This is a genomic window from Nocardia sp. NPDC003269 (assembly GCF_042888005.1).
GTDB lineage: Bacteria > Actinomycetota > Actinomycetes > Mycobacteriales > Mycobacteriaceae > Nocardia.
The window spans coordinates 131,654-150,579 of record NZ_JBIAPA010000005.1; the positions used below are offsets into that span (position 1 = coordinate 131,654).

General features: G+C 71.3%; 18 protein-coding genes. 15 read left to right on the forward strand and 3 right to left on the reverse strand.

The features are described 5' to 3' along the window. Positions 1 to 315: 315 nt before the first annotated feature. The 12 genes from ACFYWJ_RS31875 to ACFYWJ_RS31930 all read left to right on the forward strand — a co-directional run bounded on the left by ACFYWJ_RS31875 (position 316) and on the right by ACFYWJ_RS31930 (position 11,560). Positions 316 to 885, forward strand: coding sequence for a C40 family peptidase (locus ACFYWJ_RS31875; protein ID WP_355280102.1), 570 nt, complete (start codon positions 316 to 318; stop codon positions 883 to 885). A 229-nt stretch (positions 886 to 1,114) separates the two neighbouring features. Then, the gene (locus tag ACFYWJ_RS31880; RefSeq protein WP_355280100.1) at positions 1,115 to 2,128 is read left to right on the forward strand and encodes an NlpC/P60 family protein; all 1,014 of its coding nucleotides are present in this window, start codon (positions 1,115 to 1,117) and stop codon (positions 2,126 to 2,128) included. A 7-nt stretch (positions 2,129 to 2,135) separates the two neighbouring features. Beyond that, a complete protein-coding gene (locus ACFYWJ_RS31885; RefSeq protein WP_355280098.1) occupies positions 2,136 to 3,149 on the forward strand; it encodes a peptidase MA family metallohydrolase in 1,014 nt (337 codons plus the stop codon). Positions 3,150 to 3,218: 69 nt separating this feature from the next. Continuing rightward, on the forward strand, positions 3,219 to 4,346 hold the full coding sequence (locus ACFYWJ_RS31890) for a glycosyltransferase family 4 protein (protein WP_355280095.1): 1,128 nt from the start codon (positions 3,219 to 3,221) through the stop codon (positions 4,344 to 4,346). 43 nt (positions 4,347 to 4,389) lie between these two features. Next, complete coding sequence (locus ACFYWJ_RS31895) at positions 4,390 to 4,785, forward strand: polyketide cyclase / dehydrase and lipid transport (protein WP_355280092.1); 396 nt, start codon at positions 4,390 to 4,392, stop codon at positions 4,783 to 4,785. Between the two features lie 50 nt (positions 4,786 to 4,835). Next, positions 4,836 to 5,273, forward strand: coding sequence for an SRPBCC family protein (locus ACFYWJ_RS31900; RefSeq protein WP_355280090.1), 438 nt, complete (start codon positions 4,836 to 4,838; stop codon positions 5,271 to 5,273). Positions 5,274 to 5,299: 26 nt separating this feature from the next. Further along, on the forward strand, positions 5,300 to 6,550 hold the full coding sequence (locus tag ACFYWJ_RS31905) for an ArsA family ATPase (protein ID WP_378833503.1): 1,251 nt from the start codon (positions 5,300 to 5,302) through the stop codon (positions 6,548 to 6,550). Beyond that, positions 6,540 to 7,373, forward strand: a complete 834-nt coding sequence (locus ACFYWJ_RS31910; protein WP_355280088.1) for a hypothetical protein — start codon at positions 6,540 to 6,542, stop codon at positions 7,371 to 7,373. Before ACFYWJ_RS31905 ends, ACFYWJ_RS31910 begins: the two co-directional genes overlap by 11 nt. Next, positions 7,370 to 8,365: an ROK family protein gene (locus ACFYWJ_RS31915; RefSeq protein WP_355280085.1), complete on the forward strand. Its 996-nt coding sequence runs from the start codon at positions 7,370 to 7,372 to the stop codon at positions 8,363 to 8,365. Before ACFYWJ_RS31910 ends, ACFYWJ_RS31915 begins: the two co-directional genes overlap by 4 nt. Positions 8,366 to 8,482: 117 nt before the next feature. After that, a complete protein-coding gene (locus ACFYWJ_RS31920) occupies positions 8,483 to 9,211 on the forward strand; it encodes a lysophospholipid acyltransferase family protein (RefSeq protein WP_355280083.1) in 729 nt (242 codons plus the stop codon). 91 nt (positions 9,212 to 9,302) lie between these two features. Continuing rightward, the gene (locus ACFYWJ_RS31925; protein WP_355280080.1) at positions 9,303 to 10,076 is read left to right on the forward strand and encodes a sporulation protein; all 774 of its coding nucleotides are present in this window, start codon (positions 9,303 to 9,305) and stop codon (positions 10,074 to 10,076) included. 104 nt (positions 10,077 to 10,180) lie between these two features. After that, on the forward strand, positions 10,181 to 11,560 hold the full coding sequence (locus ACFYWJ_RS31930; RefSeq protein WP_355280077.1) for an AarF/ABC1/UbiB kinase family protein: 1,380 nt from the start codon (positions 10,181 to 10,183) through the stop codon (positions 11,558 to 11,560). A 29-nt stretch (positions 11,561 to 11,589) separates the two neighbouring features. Here ACFYWJ_RS31930 and ACFYWJ_RS31935 read toward each other — a convergent pair whose 3' ends face one another. Further along, a complete protein-coding gene (locus ACFYWJ_RS31935; RefSeq protein ID WP_355280074.1) occupies positions 11,590 to 13,164 on the reverse strand; it encodes an AMP-binding protein in 1,575 nt (524 codons plus the stop codon). A gap of 170 nt (positions 13,165 to 13,334) precedes the next feature. Here ACFYWJ_RS31935 and ACFYWJ_RS31940 point away from each other — a divergent pair, with 170 nt between their 5' ends. The 3 genes from ACFYWJ_RS31940 to ACFYWJ_RS31950 all read left to right on the forward strand — a co-directional run bounded on the left by ACFYWJ_RS31940 (position 13,335) and on the right by ACFYWJ_RS31950 (position 16,949). After that, complete coding sequence (locus ACFYWJ_RS31940; RefSeq protein WP_355280072.1) at positions 13,335 to 13,973, forward strand: TetR/AcrR family transcriptional regulator; 639 nt, start codon at positions 13,335 to 13,337, stop codon at positions 13,971 to 13,973. 102 nt (positions 13,974 to 14,075) lie between these two features. Further along, positions 14,076 to 15,626 (forward strand): alkaline phosphatase D family protein, encoded by a 1,551-nt coding sequence (locus tag ACFYWJ_RS31945; protein WP_355280069.1) that lies wholly within the window; start codon positions 14,076 to 14,078, stop codon positions 15,624 to 15,626. A 51-nt stretch (positions 15,627 to 15,677) separates the two neighbouring features. Next, positions 15,678 to 16,949 (forward strand): FAD-binding oxidoreductase, encoded by a 1,272-nt coding sequence (locus ACFYWJ_RS31950; RefSeq protein WP_355280066.1) that lies wholly within the window; start codon positions 15,678 to 15,680, stop codon positions 16,947 to 16,949. Positions 16,950 to 17,027: 78 nt separating this feature from the next. On the opposite strand, the gene ACFYWJ_RS31955 is transcribed toward ACFYWJ_RS31950, so the two are convergent. Together ACFYWJ_RS31955 and ACFYWJ_RS31960 are read right to left on the reverse strand one after the other, a co-directional pair. Further along, on the reverse strand, positions 17,028 to 17,444 hold the full coding sequence (locus ACFYWJ_RS31955) for a cytochrome c oxidase subunit 4 (RefSeq protein ID WP_342801330.1): 417 nt from the start codon (positions 17,442 to 17,444) through the stop codon (positions 17,028 to 17,030). Positions 17,445 to 17,454: 10 nt separating this feature from the next. After that, positions 17,455 to 18,576, reverse strand: coding sequence for a cytochrome c oxidase subunit II (locus ACFYWJ_RS31960; protein ID WP_387163547.1), 1,122 nt, complete (start codon positions 18,574 to 18,576; stop codon positions 17,455 to 17,457). Positions 18,577 to 18,926 lie beyond the last annotated feature (350 nt).

The window sequence follows — 18,926 nt, forward strand, 5'->3', positions numbered from 1 at the left end:
GGATTCACCCCTAGGGCTAGACCAATAGGCCGTGAAGAAGCCGACGACGACGCGCCGGGTAGCGATCGAGAAGCTTCCCGGAGCCGACCTGGCGTTATCGTTTCGTGATTGGTGTGACGCAGCTCGCACGGAATGTTCGGGCGGATCTCCCGAATTGCCTTTCGGACCGATGTCCGACTTTACAAACCACCGTGATGTCTTCGTAACCTTTTTGAGACCTCACGGAGTCCCCTAGGCCACGAACGGTTCAACGGGATGAAGCCCGCCGCGTCATACGGACCCGGCGTCGTGGGGCAGATTGGAAGTACCCGCATCATGGCGACCAACACCGTCAAGCGTCAGGCGCAGCGAGCAGTTGCCGCCGGAGCCGTCGGCGCTGCCACCATCGGCGCGTTCCTCCTGCCGGCCGCTCCCGCGTCGGCGACGCCGGTCACTGTCCCCGGTATCGGCACCTTCGAGGTGCCCAACGAGATCCCGCTGCCGCAGGGTATCCCCGGCATCGAGACCCCGTCGGTCCCGCAGACCTTCACCGCGCCGCGCGCCACCGCCGCCGACATCGCCCTCGATGCCGCGCTGAGCAAGGTCGGGTCCCCCTACGTCTACGGTGCCGCCGGCCCGGACGCCTTCGACTGCTCGGGCCTGGTCCAGTGGGCCTACCGTCAGGCGGGCATGGAGCTGCCGCGCACCAGCGGCGCCCAGCTCGGCGCGGGCACCCCGGTGGCCTTCGAGGACCTGCGTCCCGGCGACCTGGTGTCGTTCTACGGCGGCGGCCACTCCGGCCTGTACGCGGGCGACGGCAATGTCGTGCACGCGGCCACCTCGGGCAGCCCGGTGCACGTCGCCTCGGTCTCCTCGATGCCGTTCGCGGGCGCTCGCCGCTTCTGATCGACGGGTGCGGTGCGTCGTTCGCGGGGAAGGGCGCACCGTGACCCCTCCGTGGCCTACTGGACACGGGCACACGCGGTTCCGTAACCTGATCGAGACCTTCTCAGCGGACGAGCGGGTCCGGTTCGGGTAAAGGCGCTGCATCGGCGGACATCGAGAGAACGGGGCACGGCGCACTGTGACTGACCACCACCGGAACCCACGCGTCGCGCGTGGCATCGCCGGAGCCATGTCCGCCGCGATCATGGTGTGCGCCACCTATGCCGCGGGCCCCGCCCTCGCCGATCCGATCGCCCTGCCGACCACCGCCGGTGACGCGATCGCCCGGATGATCGACCTCTCCCGGCAGGCCGAGGCCCTCAACCAGGCCTCGCTCAACGCGCAGTCCGATCTCGACGCCAAGTGGGCCGTCCAGCGCGAGGCCGACGACAAGCTGGCCGCCAGCACCGCCGTCGCCGACGCCGCCCGCGCCGAGGTCCGCAAGTTCCAGCCGATGATCGATCGCACCGCGATCGCCACCTACACCGGCGCGCGCACCGATCGCATGTTCGCGGTGCTGTCGAGCAATTCGCCCCAGCAGCTGCTGGACAAGATGTCCACGCTGGACGTGCTCGCGCAGCAGACCGCCGACAGCGTGCGCCAGTTCAAGAAGGCCGCCGACGCGGCCACCGCCGCCGAATCGGTCACCCGCGCGGCCGCCGACACCGCCCGCGCCGCGACCGCGGCCGCCGAGGCCGTGCGCGCCGACGTCGACCGCAAGCGCAGCGATCTCACCGTGGCCACCACCCAGGTCGTCGAGGCCTGGGGCGCGCTCTCGGCCAAGGACAAGTCGACCCTGGCCGGTTCGCCCTTCCCGCCCGGCTTCGATCGCGACTCGCTGCTGCAGGGCCTGGTCCCCGGCAGCGGCACCAGCGCGCTGGCCGCCGCCCTGACCCGCATCGGCGACCCGTACGTCTGGGGCGCCACCGGCCCCGACCAGTTCGACTGCTCCGGCCTCGTGCAGTGGGCCTTCAAGCAGGTCGGCAAGAACGTCCCGCGCACCAGCTCCCAGCAGGCGAACTACGGCACCCCGGTGGCCAAGGACGACCTGCAGCCCGGCGACGTCGTGCTGTTCTACCCCGAGATCTCGCACGTCGGGATCTACGCGGGCAACGGCATGATGGTGCACGCCTCCACCTTCGGTGTCCCGGTCGCCGTCGCGCCGATCAACACCACCCCGTTCCACTCGGCCCGGCGATACTGAGCCGGCGGTGACCGATCCGTCCCGCCGCGCGTCCGGCCTACGCTCCTGGTTCTCGGCCAACGGCCGCCTCGAATTCGCGCTCACGCTCGCCTCGGTCACCCTGTTGACCGGGGCGTGCGCCGCACTGATCCTGGTACCGCGCAACGCCGGTCCGCTGCAACTGGCCACCGACGAGGCCGAGGTGCTCGACACCACCGTGGGCATCGACGACCCCCGGCTGACCCCCGTGCGCCGCGAGCTCCAGCCGTTCGGGCCGATCCTGGTGCGCCGGGTCGCCGCGGGCGGCGAGGCCGACGCGCTCGTGGTCGCCCATTCCGGCCACCGCGCCGATGTCGACGTCCTGGAGAAACAGCTCGCCCCGGCGATCGCCGACGTGAGCGCCGCCTGGGGCACCGACTGGAATCGCGCGCCGGTGCTCGTCGTCGCGGGCACGCCCACCGAGTTCACCGCGCTGACCAGGGCGGCGGGTGCCGCCACCGGCGCCGACGTGGCCGCGGTCTCGCTCACCGGCTCCTACGCGCCCGGCACCCGGCCGACCGACCAGCGGATCGTGTTCAATCCCGACGCCCGCCGCCGGGTCGGCGACGAGGGCATGGCGACCCTGCTGCGCCACGAACTCACCCACGTCGCGACCAGGGCGGCCACCGCCGACGGCGCGCCGCTGTGGCTGGTCGAGGGCTACGCCGAGTACGTCGCCCAGCGCGCGGGGGCCAACACGTTCTCCCAGATCGCGCCGACGCTCACCACCCGCCTGCGCGCGGGCACCCTGCCCACCGAGCTGATCGGCGACGCCGACTTCACCGGCACCGACGCCCCCTACGCCTACGAATCGGCCTGGAGCGCGTGCGCCTTCCTCGCCGACCGCTACGGCCCGGCCGCCCTCACCACGCTGTACAGGAAGCTCGCCACCGGCCCGCAGTCCGCCGCGGCCCAGGACGCGGCCTTCGCCGCCGTGCTCGGCGCCTCTCGCGCCGACCTGCTCGACGGCTGGCGCGCCTGGTTACGGGGCCGCGCCGTCTGACCACCGACCGCCTCTCGACCGCCCCTCGCCGAGTCACCTCGTGACGCTGACCTATTAGGTTGTTCACTTATGGCCCGAACTCTGCTGGTTACCAATGATTTCCCGCCTCGGCCGGGTGGCATCCAGTCCTATCTCAACGCGCTGGCCGATCAGCTGCCGCCGGACGACCTGGTCGTCTACGCGCCGCGCTGGCGCGGTGACAGCCACGAGAAGTTCGACGCCGCGCAGAAGTTCCGCGTGGTTCGGCATCCGACGACGCTCATGCTGCCGACGCCCGGCGTGATCAAGCGCGCGGGCAACCTGCTGCGCGAGCACGGCTGCGACACCGTGTGGTTCGGCGCGGCCGCGCCGCTGGCCGCGATGGCGCCGATGCTGCGCCGCGCGGGCGCCGAGCGCATCCTGGCCAGCACCCACGGCCACGAGGTCGGCTGGTCGATGCTGCCCGGCGCGCGGCAGGTGCTGCGCTCGATCGGCGAGAACACCGACGTCGTCACCTACGTCAGCAAGTACACCCGGGGCCGGTTCGCCTCGGCCTTCGGGCCGCGCGCCGCGCTGGAGTACCTGCCGCCGGGTGTCGACCCGGCCGAGTTCCGGCCCGACCCGGGCGCGCGCGCCGAACTGCGCGCCCGCTACGGCCTCGGTGACCGCCCGACCGTGCTGTGCCTGTCGCGGCTGGTCCCGCGCAAGGGCCAGGACATGCTGATCGTGGCGATGAGCGAGATCCGCGAACGCGTCGACGGCGCGGTCCTGGTGATCGCGGGCGGCGGCCCCTACGAGATCCGGCTGCGCGGGCTGGCCGAGGCGCTCGGGGTCTCCGATTCCGTGGTGTTCACCGGCCGGGTGCCCTCGGGCGAGCTGGCCGCCCACCACACCATCGCCGACGTCTTCGCGATGCCGTGCCGCACCCGCGGTGCCGGGCTGGACGTCGAAGGCCTCGGGATCGTCTACCTGGAGGCCTCGGCCACCGGCGTGCCGGTGGTGGCGGGCAGCTCCGGCGGCGCGCCCGAGACCGTCCGGGAGGGCGAGACCGGCCTGGTGGTGCACGGACGCTCCGCCGAGCAGATCAGCGACGCCCTCGTCGAGCTGCTCACCGACCGCGACAAGGCGGCCGCCATGGGCGCCGCGGGCCGCGTGTGGGTGGAGGAGAACTGGCACTGGGACCGCCAGGGCGCCCGGCTGCGGCAGCTGCTGCGGTGACACCCCGGCCGCGTCCGGTGTGGCGTCCACTACGCTCAGCGAGGTGAGCAGTATCCAGGTCGCAGATCAGACCTTTCTCGCGGCGCCGCCCGCCGCGATCGCCGACGTGCTGAGCGCCACGAACAACTGGCGCCGCTGGTGGCCCGATCTCCGTCTCGACGTCCGGGAGGATCGCGGCGACAAGGGCATCCGCTGGACGGTGGCCGGCCCGCTGGACGGGACCATGGAGGTATGGCTGGAGGCCGTCCCCGAGGGCGCCATCCTGCACTACTTCCTGCACGCCGAGCCCACCGCGGCCAAGCCGATGACGCCGCGCGCGCTGGCCGCGGCGAACCGGGCCCGCCGGGTGGCGGGCAAGCACATGTCGTTCGAATTGAAGGCACGGCTCGAGGCCGGTCGACCCGCGGGCGTCGCGCCGGCGGCCGCCGCGGCGTCCTGACGCCGTAGGCCCCGACTGCTCGTCCCGCACGAAAGGAACCGTTGTCCGCCATGGCCGACCGGACCCAGAGATCGATCGTCATCGAGGCGCCGTCGCAGCAGGTGATGGCCGTCATCGCGGACCTGGCGTCCTATCCGGAATGGGTGGCGGCCGCGCAATCGGTCGAGGTGCTCGACACCGACGCCGCCGGGCGGGCGGCGACCGCCCGGTTCGTGCTGGACGCCGGCGTCGTCAAGGACACCTACGTGCTGGCCTACACCTGGCGCGCCGACGGCCACGCGGTGAGCTGGCGGCTGCTCAGCGGTGACCTGCAGAAGGCCCAGGACGGCAGCTACGAACTGCGCGACCGGCCCGACGGCAGCACCGAGGTCGTCTACGAGCTGACCGTCGACTTGAACATCCCGATGATCGGCATGTTCAAGCGGAAGGCCGAGAAGGTGATCACCGATACGGCCTTGAAGGAACTGAAGAAGCGGGTCGAGGGCTGAGCGCCCCGGGCGGTACCCGCGTCGAACTGTTCGTCGGTAAGGGCGGTGTCGGCAAGACGACGCTGGCCTGCGCGACGGCCATGGCCTACGCCCGCGCCGGGCAGCGGGTGCTGATCGCCTCGCTGGACCAGGCGCATTCGCTCGGTGACGCGCTCGGCTTCCGCTTCCCGCACGATCCGGGCACCGTCGCCGGGGTGGCCAGGGTGGCGCCCGGGCTCGAGGTGATCGAGATCGATTCCCTCGCGCTGCTCGAGGACCGGTTCCGCGATGTCGTGCGGATGCTGGCCAAGGGCGGCGGCCACGATCACGGCGTCGACCTGACCGCGATCGACCCGGCCGAGCTGACCGGGCTGCCGGGCGTGCAGGAACTGCTGATGCTGGTGGAGATCGCCCAGTACACCGAGGAGGACGACTGGGACGTCATCGTCGTCGACTGCCCGCCCTCGGCCGACATGCTGCGCCTGGTCACCGCGCCGGACACCCTGCTCACCTATCTCGAACGGCTCTGGCCGCGGCACGCCCGCTCGATGAGCGCGATCGGCCCCGACCTGCGCAAGGCGGTGCTGGCGGCCACGGTCGAGCGGATCGTCACCGCGGTGGGCGGGGTCCGCGACCTGCTCGCCGACCGCACCCGCACCAGCGCCCGGCTGATCACCGGTCCCGAGCAGGTGGCCGTCGCCGAGTCCCGGCGCGTGCGGTCGGCGGCCGCGCTGCTGGGCCTGCGGCTGGACGCGGTGGTGGTGAACAAGGTGCTGCCGCCGGTGCCCTCGCCCGGCGAGAGCGCCCATCCGGCCGTGCACTGGTACCTGAACCGCCGCGCCGAGCAGCTCGAGGTGGTGGCGCGGCTGCACGAGCAGCTCACCGACGTCCCGATCCTGATCGCCCAGCACGCGGGCGCCGAACCGGTGGGGCTGAGCGCGCTGTCGGCGTTCTCCTACGCGGTCGACACGCTGCCCGGCCCACACGCTCAGAGCGCGCATTCGGGCGAACCGATGGTTCGATGGGAGTCCGGCTCCGGTGTCGACTCCGTGTACGCGATGCGGATGCGGCTGCCGGTGGTCGATCCCGGCACCTTGCGGCTGGGCCGAGTGGAGGACGATCTGATCGTGGGAGCCGACGGGGTACGCACACGCGTCCGGCTCGCACCGGTGCTGCAACGCTGCACGGTGGCGGGCGCCGAGCTCGACGACGGTCATCTGGTGGTCCGCTTCCGGCCCGATCCGCAGGTCTGGCCCGCCGATCCGAACTACACGAAGGCCACCGCAGATGAGCAGTGACTCCCAGTCCGACCGCCGCGGCCACCACCCCGACGGCTTCGCCGAGTTCACCGAGGAGCTGCGGCTGCTGGCCGAAGTGCTGCTGGCCAGAGTCGAACCCGTGCTGCGCCGCACCGCCGCCGACGGTCAGGCCGATCTCGGCGGCTGCGCCTGGTGCCCGGTCTGCGCGGCCGCGGCCCTGATGCGCGGCGAACACCACGACGTGGTCGCCGCCCTCGCCGAGCACGGCACCTCGATGGTGACGGTGCTGCGCGAGGCGCTCGCCGGCGTCCCCGTGGAGCCGGTGCTGCCGCCCGAGTGGGCCGAATACGCCGCCGCACACCATGATTCGCACGAGTCCGGGTGGGCGCACCACGACGGCGCCACCGGGGACCGGCCGGGCGCGGACAGCCACGACGGAGCGTCCGGTCACAGCGCCACGCCCGGCCCGGGTGCGCAGCAGGAAGACACCACGGCGGCACCGGGTTCCGGCGCAGCGCCGAACAGCACCGCTCCGCACGCCCGCGACACGTTCGCGGCCGCGGACGAATCCCCCGCCGACACGGCGACCCGCTCCCGCCTGCGCTGGGGTTCGGCCCGTCCCGACGGCACCCCGCGCCCCCGCCGGGTCGACGAATTCGCCGCGCCCCGGCCACAGGGCGCACCGGCACGCCCCGGCGCCGCCGCGCAGGTCCCGGCCGACACCGGGTCCGGCACCGGCCGTTTCGCCACCCAGGCGCCGACCGAGCCCGAGCACGCCGAGCGTCCCCACGGCGACCGATCCCGTCCCACCCGCGCGCCACGCTCGCGTTATGTCGACATTCCGGTGACGATCCGGGGATGACCCAGGGGATCGACCGTCAACACCTGCTCACCGTCGGCATCGATGTCGGTGGCACGAACATCCGCGCCTCGGTCGTCGACGCCGAGGGCGAGGTGCTCGATTCCGTGCAGGCCCCGACGCCGCACGCGGCGCGCGCACTCGAGGACGCCATCGACCGCGCGGTCCGCGACCTCGCGCGCAGGCATCCGATCGCCGCGGTCGGGCTCGCCGTCGCCGGTTTCATCTCCGAGGACCGTTCGACGGTCCGGTTCGCGCCGCACCTGCCCTGGCAGGACGCCCCGGTCGCGCAGCGGCTGACCGCCCGCCTCGGCCTGCCGGTGATCCTGGAGCACGACGCGAACGCCGCGGGCTGGGCCGAGTACCGCTTCGGCGCGGCCGCGGGCGGGCACACCGTTGTCCTGGTCGCGATCGGCACCGGCATCGGCGCCGCCCTGCTCATCGACGGCAAGCTCTATCGCGGCAGCCACGGCGTCGCGCCCGAACTCGGGCATCTGCAGGTGGTGCCGGAGGGCCGGGCCTGCGCGTGCGGCAAACGCGGCTGCTGGGAGCGCTACTGCAGTGGCACCGCGCTGGCCGACACCGCGATCGAACTGCTGGCCACCGATCCGGTGCGCTCGGTGCTCGCCGGGGACGTCATCCGCGATCCCGGCTCGCTGACCGGCCGCCGGGTGGCGGGCGCCGCCCAGGACGGCGATCCGCTCGCGGTCCGGGTGATGGCCGACTTCGCGCGCTGGCTCGGACTCGGCCTGGCCTTCGTCAGCGACATCTTCGATCCCGACCTGGTGGTGATCGCGGGCGGCGTGAGCAGTTCGGCGCCGCTGTTCCTCGACGAGGCCCGCGAGCACTACGCGCGCGCGGTCACCGGCGCCGGGCACCGGCCCCTCGCCCGCCTGCGCACCACCCAGCTCGGCGAGGCGGCGGGCATGATCGGCGCGGCCGAATTGGCCAGGGCCGCGGTCGACACGCCGGTGGCGGGCCGGAGCGGGAGATGAGCGTCACAACCGTGTGATGCGGCTACCGTCTCGGGTTGGTTGTGACCTGCGACCAGCGGTAAAGTCGGTTTCCGACGAGGCTGCACCCCACGATCCCGGTTCCGAGGAAAGGACGCCATGTTCTACTGGCTGCTCAAGTTCGTCTTCCCGGGACCGTTCATGCACCTATACAACCGACCCGTGGTCGAGGGCGTCGAGAACGTCCCCACCGACGGGCCGGCGATCATGGCCGGCAACCACCTCTCGTTCTCCGACTGGCTGTTCGCGCCGCTGCTGAGCCCGCGCCGGATCAGCTACCTCGCCAAGGCCGAGTACTTCACCACCCCCGGCCTCAAGGGCCGCCTGCAGAAGTTCTTCTTCAGCGGCACCGGCCAGTACCCGATCGACCGCAGCGGCGCCTCGGCCGCCGAGGACGCGCTCAACGCGGCCCGCAAGCTGCTCGACAAGGGCATGCTGGTCGGCCTGTACCCGGAGGGCACCCGCTCCCCCGACGGTCGCCTGTACAAGGGCAAGACCGGCATGGCGCGGCTGGCGCTGGAGACCGGTGTCCCGGTCATCCCGGTCGCCGTCATCGGCACCGACAAGGTGAGCCCGCCCGGACCGTTCAAGTGGCGTCGGCAGCGGGTCACTCTCAAGTTCGGTGCGCCGCTGGACTTCTCCCGCTACGAGGGCATGAGCGGTAACCGCTTCGTCGAGCGCGCCGTCACCGACGAGGTGATGTACGAGCTGATGCGCCTCACCGGCCAGGAATACGTCGACGTCTACGCGCACAGCCTCAAGAAGGGCGTCGCCCCCACCGATCGCCAGCTCGAGGCCACCCGCATCCCCGACACCGCCGCCAGCTGACTCGTCCCGCGGCGCCCGGCGCCGCGAGAGCTGACCCACAGCACCGGCCGACGGCAAGCGGATCGTAAGCGCCGTCGGCCAGACTGCTCGCATGTTCAAGCAATTGCTGGCCGCGGCCGGTGTCGGCGGCGCCGAAGTGGAAACCGAATTGTTCACCCCCGGTGCGCAACCGGGTGGCCTGGTCGAGGGAGTGGTGCGGCTGCGCGGCGGCCGCGTCGACCAGTCGATCGGGCACGTGGCCGTCGAGTTCGTCACCCGGGTCGAGCGTGAGTACGCCGACGGCGAGGAACACGTCACCGACCACGGCTTCGGCCGGGCCGGGGTGGCCGGTCCGTTCACCCTCCTCGCCGGCACGGTGGCCGAATTGCGCTTCGCCGCACCGGTTCCCCTCGAGACACCGATCACCTTCTTCGACGGTCAGCACCTGCCGGGCGCCGGTGTCGCGCTGCGCACCGTGGTCGACATCCACGGCGCCGTCGACGCCACCGACACCGATCCGCTCGGCATCGGGGCACTGCCCGCCCAGCACGTCGTGCTCGATGCCGTGCGGCGCATGGGTTTCGGGCTGCACCGCACCGATGTGGAGGCGGGCACCATCGCGGGCACGCCGCAGCGGCTGCCGTTCTATCAGGAGATCGAGTTCGGTCGCTCGCACCACTTTCCCCGGGTGAATCAGCTCGAGCTCACCTTCGTCGCCGCCGAGCACGGCATGAGCGTCGTCCTGGAAGCCGACATCGAGGGCGGCTGGTTCCGCGAGGATCGGGACGGCATCGGCACCTTCTGGGTCGACTACGCGCAACTGGCGCAGCACGACTGGACCGCCGAGATCCATCGCACGTTGCACGGGCTCGGCGCGCTCGGCTGAGCTACCCGCGCCGACCCGCGACGCGGCCCGCACCCGGTTGATAGCCTCACAGGACACGGCGCCGGGTAGGCGTCGACTCATTCCGGCGGGGCAGTGAGGTGGACATGGTCGGTCGCGACCCCGAAGGCCGGGTGCTGCCGTTCGCCCGCTCCGCTCCGGACACCCGCGTCGGCCATCCCCCCACCGGCAAGGTCGTGCGCAGCGCCCGGCTGGCCGCGGTGCCGGTCGCCTATGCCGGACGGCGCATCGCCGGGTTCGGCAAGAAGGCGATCGGGCGCGCGCCCGAGGACGTCGACCGCGATATCCGGGCCAGGACCGCCGAGCATCTGTTCCAGGTGCTCGGCGAACTCAAGGGCTGCGTCGCGAAACTGGGGCAGCTGCTCGGCCTGCTCGAACTGGGCCTGGCCCCCGATCTGGCCGAACCGTTCCGGCAGGCGATGGCACGGCTGCACGATTCCGCGCCCGCCATGCTGCCCGCCGCCGTGCACACCGAACTGGCCGCCCAGCTCGGCCCCGACTGGCGTTCGCTGTTCCTGGAATTCGACGACCGCGCCTCCGCGGCCGCCTCGGTCGGTCAGGTGCACCGCGCCCGCTGGCACGACGGCACCCCGGTCGCGGTCAAGGTGATGTATCCCGGTGCGCGCCGGGCCGTCCTGGCCGACCTGCAGGCCCTGCGCCGCGCCACTCCGCTGTTCACCGCGCTGCTGCCCGGCGCGGATACCCGGCCGGTGATCGAGGCGCTGTGCGAGGAGATCAACGCCGAACTCGACTACGCCCGCGAGGCGGCCAATCAGCGGGTGTTCGCGGCCGCCTTCGCCGACGATCCCGACGTGGTGCTGAGCCGGGTGATCGCCCAGCGCGGTGACGTGCTGGTCACCGAATGGCTCGACGGTGTCCCGCTGTCGCGGTTGATCGTGCGCGGCGAGGCGGCCGAGCTCGACCGCCTCGGCGTGCTGATCCTGCGCTTCCTGTTCTCCGCGCCCGCCCGCGCCGGCCTCGTCTACGGCGACCCGCACCCGGGCAACTTCCTGCGCATGCCCGACGGCCGCCTCGGCGTCGTCGACTTCGGCGCGTGCACGCCGTGGCCCGCCGCCTTCCTCGATGTCGCGGGTGATGTCGGCGCCGCGGTGATCGCCGACTCCCCCGCCGACCTCGAGGTCGCCATCCGCCGCCACGGTTTCGTCGCCCCGGGCCGCGAGCTCGACATCGCCACCGTCGCCGCCCGCCTGCAACCGGTGCGCGACGCGCTGCTGTCGCCCACCTACCCGCTCTCCGCCGACTGGCTGCGCAAACAGGTCCGCCTCGCGACCGACCTGCGCCTGTCGAACGTGCTGCGCCAGTTGACGATGCCGCCCGGCCACACCCCCATCCTGCGTTCCTTCCTCGGCGGCGTCGCCGTCCTGTGCCAGCTCCAGACCGAGGTCCCCCTCCGCGCCGAGTGCACCCGCTGGTACCCCGACACCGCCGCCGCGGTCGGCCTGTGAGACCTGCGCGCCGCCGCTGACGGCTCCGGTCAGATCACGCGGTCGTGGTTGTCCCAGTAGGGGCGCCGAAGTTCGCGTTTGAGGATCTTGCCGCTGGCGTTGCGCGGGAGTTCGGCCGTGAAATCGACGGTGCGCGGGCACTTGTAGCCGGCGAGGTGCTCCCGGCAGAAGGCGATGAGGGTGGCGCCGTCGATCGAACCGTCCGCGACCACCACGGCCTTCACCGATTCGCCCCAGTGCTCGTCGGGGACCCCGATGATCGCGGCGTCGGTCACGGCGGGGTGGTCGAGCAGGACGCGTTCGACTTCGGGGCCGTAGACGTTCTCGCCGCCGGTGATGATCATGTCCTTGAGCCGGTCCTCGACGTAGAGGTAGCCGTCCTCGTCGACCCGGCCGATGTCACCGGTGCGCAGCCAGCCGTCGGCGGTGACGGTCGCGGCGGTCTCCTCGGGGCGGTGCAGGTACCCGGTCATCCGCTGCGCGCCGCGAAACCACAGTTCGCCCTGCTCGCCGACGGGTATCTCGGCGCCGGTGACCGGATCGGCCACGCGGACCTCGATATTCGGGTAGGCCCGGCCCGCGGACAGCAGCAGCTGGGGCCGGTCGGGATCGCGGTGCTCGGCCGCCCGCAACGCGCAGACCACCCCGGACAGCTCGGTCTGCCCGTAGACCTGCACGAAGCCCAGGTCCGGCCAGGCCGCCAGCGCCGCGCGCAGCAGCGGCAGCGGCATGGGGGCGGCGCCGTAGCCCAGGTACTTCAATCGCGCGACCGCGCCGACGGCGGGCTCGCCCGCCGCGAGCAGCCGGGCGATGACCGGCGGGACGAAGAAGGCGTGCGTCGCCCCGGCGGCCAGCCCCGCCAGCAGCGAGGGACCGTCCGGTTCCCGCAGCACGATGCTGGCGATGCCGGCCCGAATCCCCAGGAACGCGTAGCAGATTCCGCCGACGTGGAACATCGGCATCGCGACCAGGTTCACGTCGCCGGAGTCGACCGGGAAGATCGACTGGATGTTCGCCGTGTGCACCACCAGGGCCCGCTGGCCGAGCACCACGCCCTTGGGGCGTCCGGTGGTGCCCGAGCTGTAGATCAGCAACGCGTCGGCGGTGTCGGACAGGTCCGGGCCGGGGGTCACCGGGGTGGCATCGGCCAGGAAGGATTCGTACTCGTCGTGCTCGCCGCCGACGACGAGCACCGTCAGCCCGGGTGTCAGCCGGTCCCGGATCGCGGTCAGCGCGGGCAGCAGTTCGTCGTCGACGACCAGCACCCGCGGCGCGCAGTCGCCGAGGACATAGGCCAGTTCGTCCCCGGCCTGGCGCCAGTTCACCACCGCGGTGGCGGCGCCGAGCGCGGCCGCGGCGAAGGTCAGCTCGAGGCACGCCGGATGGTTCTTGCCGAGGTAGGCGATGCGATCGGCGGGCCGCACCCCGGCGGCGCGCAGGCCGCCGGCCGCCCGCCGGATCCGCTCCCACCACTGGGCCCAGGTCCAGGTCAGATCGCCGTAGGACACGGCGGTGGCATCGGGGGTGCGCGCCGCCCACCGTTCGACGAAGTCGTAGAGCAGTTCGGGGCGCGGGGTGGGGGCGTCGGTTTCGGACAGCAACATCTGACTCCTCGTCGAGACCAATGTAGTCCATGTGGACTAGTGACACATTTCACCACCGGTCGCGCTTATAGTCCAGATGTCCTAGTAAATTCGTGCGCGACCGGGACCCGCGTGGCCGACCGCTAGGGTGGACCGAGCACGACCCGACCGGAACCGAGGGAGGCAGCACCGTGCCGAGTCAGACGCGCGGCGAGCGAGCTCGCGCGACCGTCATCGACGCCGCCATCGCCATCCTCACCGCGGGCGGCTACACGGCCCTGACCACGCGCGCCGTCCAGGCCGAATCCGGCATCTCGCGCGGCTCGCTGCTGTTCCAGTTCCCCACCCGCGAGGACATGCTCACCGCGACCATCGAGGAACTCGTCACGCGCCGCGCCGTCCGCGCCCAGCGGATCATCGACGGCTTCGACGCCGACCCGCCCGCCGACCGGCTGGCCGCCGCGATCGCGGCCGTGCGCGAATTGTTCTCCGGCCCGGACTTTCTCGCCGAGATGGAACTCTGGTCCGCCGCGCGCACCAATCCCGCGCTACACGCCACCCTCGTCCCCCTGGTCGAACGGATCAGCGCCAAGCTGCGTACCCAGCTCGCCCAGCTGTTCGGTCCCGAGATCGCCGCCCATCCCGACTTCCCGCGCATCGCCCTGCTCACCGTCGAGATCGCGCGCGGCCTGGCCTTCAGCGCCCCGATCCGCCGCGGCACCGGCGACCGCACCCTGCTCGACTACTGGCAGGCCGCCGCCGCCCGGATGCTGACCGACGACAGCACCGCCGCCGACGCCTACCCGCTGCCGCTCGACCTGCTCGTCTGACATCCCGGCACGCAAGACCGTTAGCCGACCGTACGACACCGTTCATGTGGCGTTGCCGCGCCCGCGTCCCGGCGTTCCGACCGGCGATGCACCGTGACAGCCATGGCTGGTTCGGATTTCGCGATGTCCCGGCGCACGCTGCTGCGCGCCACCGCCCTCGGTCTGGCGACCACGCCCGCGCTGGCGGCGTGCGGCGACGGTCCCGGCCTGGTCACGGCCAGGCCCGCGCTGACCCACGGCATCGCCGTCGGTGACCCGCGCAGCGACGGCGCGCTGATCTGGGCGCGCTCGGACCGCCCCGCGACCCTGATCGTGGAGACGGCGGCGACCGAGAAGTTCAGCGACGTCAAGCGATTCACCGGCCCCCTGCTCACCCCGGCCACCGACGGTACCGGCCGGGTGCGCGTCAACGGCCTGCCCGCGGGCCAGGTCGTGCACTACCGGGTGCGCCTGGAGGGCGAGGACGGCGCGAGCTCGGACACCCTGACCGGCGTCTTCCGCACCGCGCCCACCGCGCCCGCCGACATCAGCCTGCTGTGGTCCGGCGATGTCGCCGGCCAGGGCTTCGGCATCAACCCCGAGCTGGGCGGCATGAAGGTCTTCGCGACGATGGCCGCGCGCGACCCGCACCTGTTCCTGCACTCCGGCGACTGCGTCTACGCCGACAACGCGCTGAAGGAATCGGTCACCCTGCCCGACGGCCGGGTCTGGAAGAACATCACCGCCGAGGCCAAGAACGCCCCGGCCGAGACCCTCGACCAGTTCCGCGGCAACTACGCCTACAACCTCACCGACGACAACTACCGCCGCTTCAACGCCGCCGTCGCCCAGGTGGTCCAGTGGGACGACCACGAGACCACCAACAACTGGTACCCCGGCGGCACCGTGGCCGCCGACAAGAACTACACCGAGCGCAGCATGGACACCCTGGCCACGCGCGCCTGGCAGGCCTTCCACGAGTGGATGCCGCTGGAGCCCAGGGAAGCCGTCGACGGCCGCCTGTACCGCAAGATCTCCTATGGCCCGCTGCTGGACGTCTTCGTCCTGGACATGCGCGCCTACAAGGACGCCAACGGCGCCAACACCGCGGCGCAGGGCGCCATCTTCGGCACCGCGCAGACCAGCTGGCTCAGCGACGGCCTGCGGGATTCGAAGGCCACCTGGAAGATCGTCGCCGCCGACCTGCCGCTGGGCCTGATCGTCCCCGACGGCAAGACCGCCTTCGAGGGCCCGGCCAACGCCGCTCCCGGCGCACCCAGCGGCCGCGAGACCGAGATCGCGCGGGTGCTCTCTTCGATCAAGGCGAACAAGGTCACCAACGTCGTCTGGCTCACCGCCGACGTGCACTACACGGCGGCACACCACTATTCGCCGGCGCGCGCCGCCTTCACCGATTTCGACGAGTTCTGGGAGTTCGTCTCGGGTCCGCTCAACGCCGGGGCGTTCGGTCCGAACGAGCTCGATCCGACCTTCGGGCCGGAAGCGGTCTTCGTGCACGCGCCGCCCGCGCCGAACACCTCGCCGCTGGACGCGCAGTACCAGCATTTCGGCGAGGTCCGCATCGACGGGCGCTCCGGCGAACTGACCGTCGACCTGTGCGACGCGACCGGGAAAGTCCTGTTCACGAAGCGACTCGCGCCTACGCGGAAGTAGCTCCGAGGTACCGTGCGCAAGAATCGCCGAGCTGTGGTTAGCTATGCGGTCATGGGCACGCCGCACTCCGTCATCTCCGAAGAATATCTCCCCCGGGACACCGCGGATGTCGTTCGCACTGTACGTGATTCGCGCGATCGTTCGGAACGGTTGACGGTTCGCGGCGGCGAGCAGACCGAAGAGTCCTATGGCCTGACCGATCAGCGCGCGGTGCTCTCGCTGCGCAAGATGAATTCGGTGCTCGACATCAACCTGGGCAGGCGGACGGTCCGGGTGCAGGCGGGTGCCAAGCTCTCCGAGATCGACCGCCGCCTCGGCGCGCACGGCCTCGGCCTGCCGGTGGTCGGCGACCACCGCGACATCACCGCGGGCGGCTTCGCCTCCGTCGGTGGCGTCAGCACCGCCTCGCACCGCTACGGCATGTTCATCGATCAGATCGTCGACCTCGAGTACGTCGACCCCGACGGCCGGATCGGCACCTGCGGGCGCGGCCACCACACCGAGCGGTTCCACCGCATCCTCGGCGCGGGCGGGCGCGCGGGCATCATCACCGCGCTGACCCTCGATGTCGTCGAGGTCGACAAGGACCACACCTGGCTGACCACCGACGCCGACCGGTTCCTCGATTTCGATTCCTTCGTCGAGCACGCCACCACCGAGATCACCAACCCCGGCAGCGCGGCGCTGCAGGTCGGCCGCTGGGTCGACACCGCGCCGCTGAAGGTGGCCCGCCCGGTCGGCACCGGCCAGGTGACCCTCGGCGCCGTGCGCTTCGGCCAGTGGTCGAGCCTGTACCCCACCGCCCCCACCCGTGGCCTGCGGGCGCGGCGCGAGGTCGGCACCCGCACCCGCAAGTCGCTGGGCGCCATCGCCTCGGCGGCGGGCGGGCGCGCGGGCATGCCGGTGCGCAACGCCGCGGCGGGCGCGCTGATGTTCGCGCCGAAGGTGCTCACCATGCGCGACGCGGAGTACCTGGCCGACACCGTCATCAGTTCGTCGGAGCGCGGCCCGGCCTACCGGGTCGGCGTGTTCGCCCCGCTGGCCAACTACGGCTCGGTCTTCTACGGCCTGCACGACCTGTTCGCCGCCCACCGCGAACGCACCGGCTGCTTCACCGTCATCTCCGCGATGACCTACGGCGTGCGCTCCCCGTACCTGCGGGCCGAGGCCGCCGCCCGCGGCCTGTCGCCTGCCGACTACGGCCTGATCACCTTCACCTGCCGCCTGCGTCCCTCCGCGCTGCCGTCGGAGCAGCTGCGCGAGATCGTCTCCGGCATCGACGACATCTGCCGCTCGGAGCAGGCGCTGCGCTACAGCGTCTAGCCCACACCGGCCACCGACGAGGGAAGGGCCCCACCGGATTCCGGTGGGGCCCTTCCCTTGTGTCTGTGTAGTTGTCGCTCAGTGCTTCTCGGCGCCGATGTAGTACTCGAACACCAGGCCAGCCGCGGCGGCGAGCACGAGCACCACGCCGAGGCCGATCAGCCAGAACTGGAAGAACGCCAGGCCCAGCGCGGTGACCGAACCGGCGGCGGCCAGGGTGATCGGCCAGAAGCTGCCGGGCGAGAAGAAGCCCAGGTCACCGGCGCCGTCGACGATCTCGGCCTCCTCGTAGTCCTCGGGCCGCAGGTCGATGCGGCGCGCGACGAAGCGGAAGTAGGTGCCGATGATCAGCGACAGGCCCGCGGTCAGCACGATCGCGGTGGTACCGGCCCATTCGATGCCGGTGCGCGACTGAGCGGTGAAGAAGCCGTAGACGATGCCCACCAGGATGAAGAACGCCGTGAGCAGTTCGAAGATCCGCGCTTCGATCCTCATATCAGAATCCTCACTTGCTCTCGTTCACCGAAGCGCTCTTGATGTCACGCTTGGTGTTGAAGGGGTACGTGGAGGTGGCCACCGGCGACTCGCCGATCGACTCGAGCGCCTCGCCGTTGGTCTTGCCGTCGATGCGCGCCTGCATGTACTTGGCGTACTTCTCCGGCGAGACCGCGCGGACCTCGAAGTTCATCATCGAGTGGTAGGTACCGCACATCTCGGCGCAGCGGCCGACGAACGCGCCTTCCTTCTCGATCTCGGAGATCTGGAAGACGTTGTCGGACTGGTTTTCCTTCGGGTTCGGCATCACGTCGCGCTTGAACATGAACTCCGGCACCCAGAAGGCGTGGATCACGTCGGCGGCGGCGAGCTGGAACTCGATGCGCTTGCCGGTCGGCAGCACCAGGACCGGGATCTCGGTGCTGGAACCGACGGTCTCGACCTTGTCGTAGTGCAGGTACGAGAGGATGTCGTTGGCCGGCTTGCCGTGCACCGGGCCCGGCTGCGGGTGACCCTCTTCGTTCTTGCGCTCCTCGTACTGCGCGAGCTGCTCTTCGTTCGCCAGCTCACGCTCGGAGTCGATGCCGTTCCAGGTCAGCCCGCCGACATTGTTGATGTTGCGGTAGCCGAACTTCCAGTTCCACTGGAACGCGGTCACGTCGACGGTGACATCCGGGTTGTCCGTCTTCTCGTGCACGTAGTTCTGCACGACCACGGTGAAGTAGAACAGCACCGCGATGATCACGAACGGGATCGCCGTGTAGGTCAGCTCCAGCGACACGTTGTAGCCCGTCTGGCGCGGGAACTCCGGGGAGTCCTTGCGCTTGCGGTGCATGATGACGGTCCAGAAGGTCAGACCCCAGACCAGCACGCCCATCGCGAGCGCGGCCAGCACGGACCAGGTCCACAGCTCCCGCATCCGGGTGGCCTGCGGCGTGATGCCCGAGGGCCAGCCGAACCGCAGCCATACATTGTCGATCGAGCAGCCCGAGACGAGGACGGCAGTGATCCCCAAGGACACCGCCAGCCCGGCCCGTCGAAGGATGCGGCCCTGCCGACCCCGAACGGGTCGTGCCCCGATCTCTTCGCTCGCCTTGTGCGCCACGCTCACGCCTTCCTGGTCGCTACACATTCCGACACATTGCGTCGTCCGGGCCGCGATCCGCCCGTTCCGACACCGCTTTCAAGCACGTTTCAGGCCGCCCTCGAGTATTGCCGCTGTGACGCCTGCACACCTGAGAAGGACCTGAGTACTACGCAGCGTAGACCAAAGCGGGCACCGAGTTGTCGCGGGGTCGTGTTCGACACTCCGCCGATACCGAGACCGGGTAGGCGACCTGCGAATACGTTGCCATGGACCGCATCACGCCCTCGCCGGTCGTCACACATGCCGCGCGGGAGGTGCCATCGCCTGCGGGCGCCAGTAAGGTGACTGCATTGCATTGCTACGACATCGTTCTACCGCAATGCGCCGCCCAGACC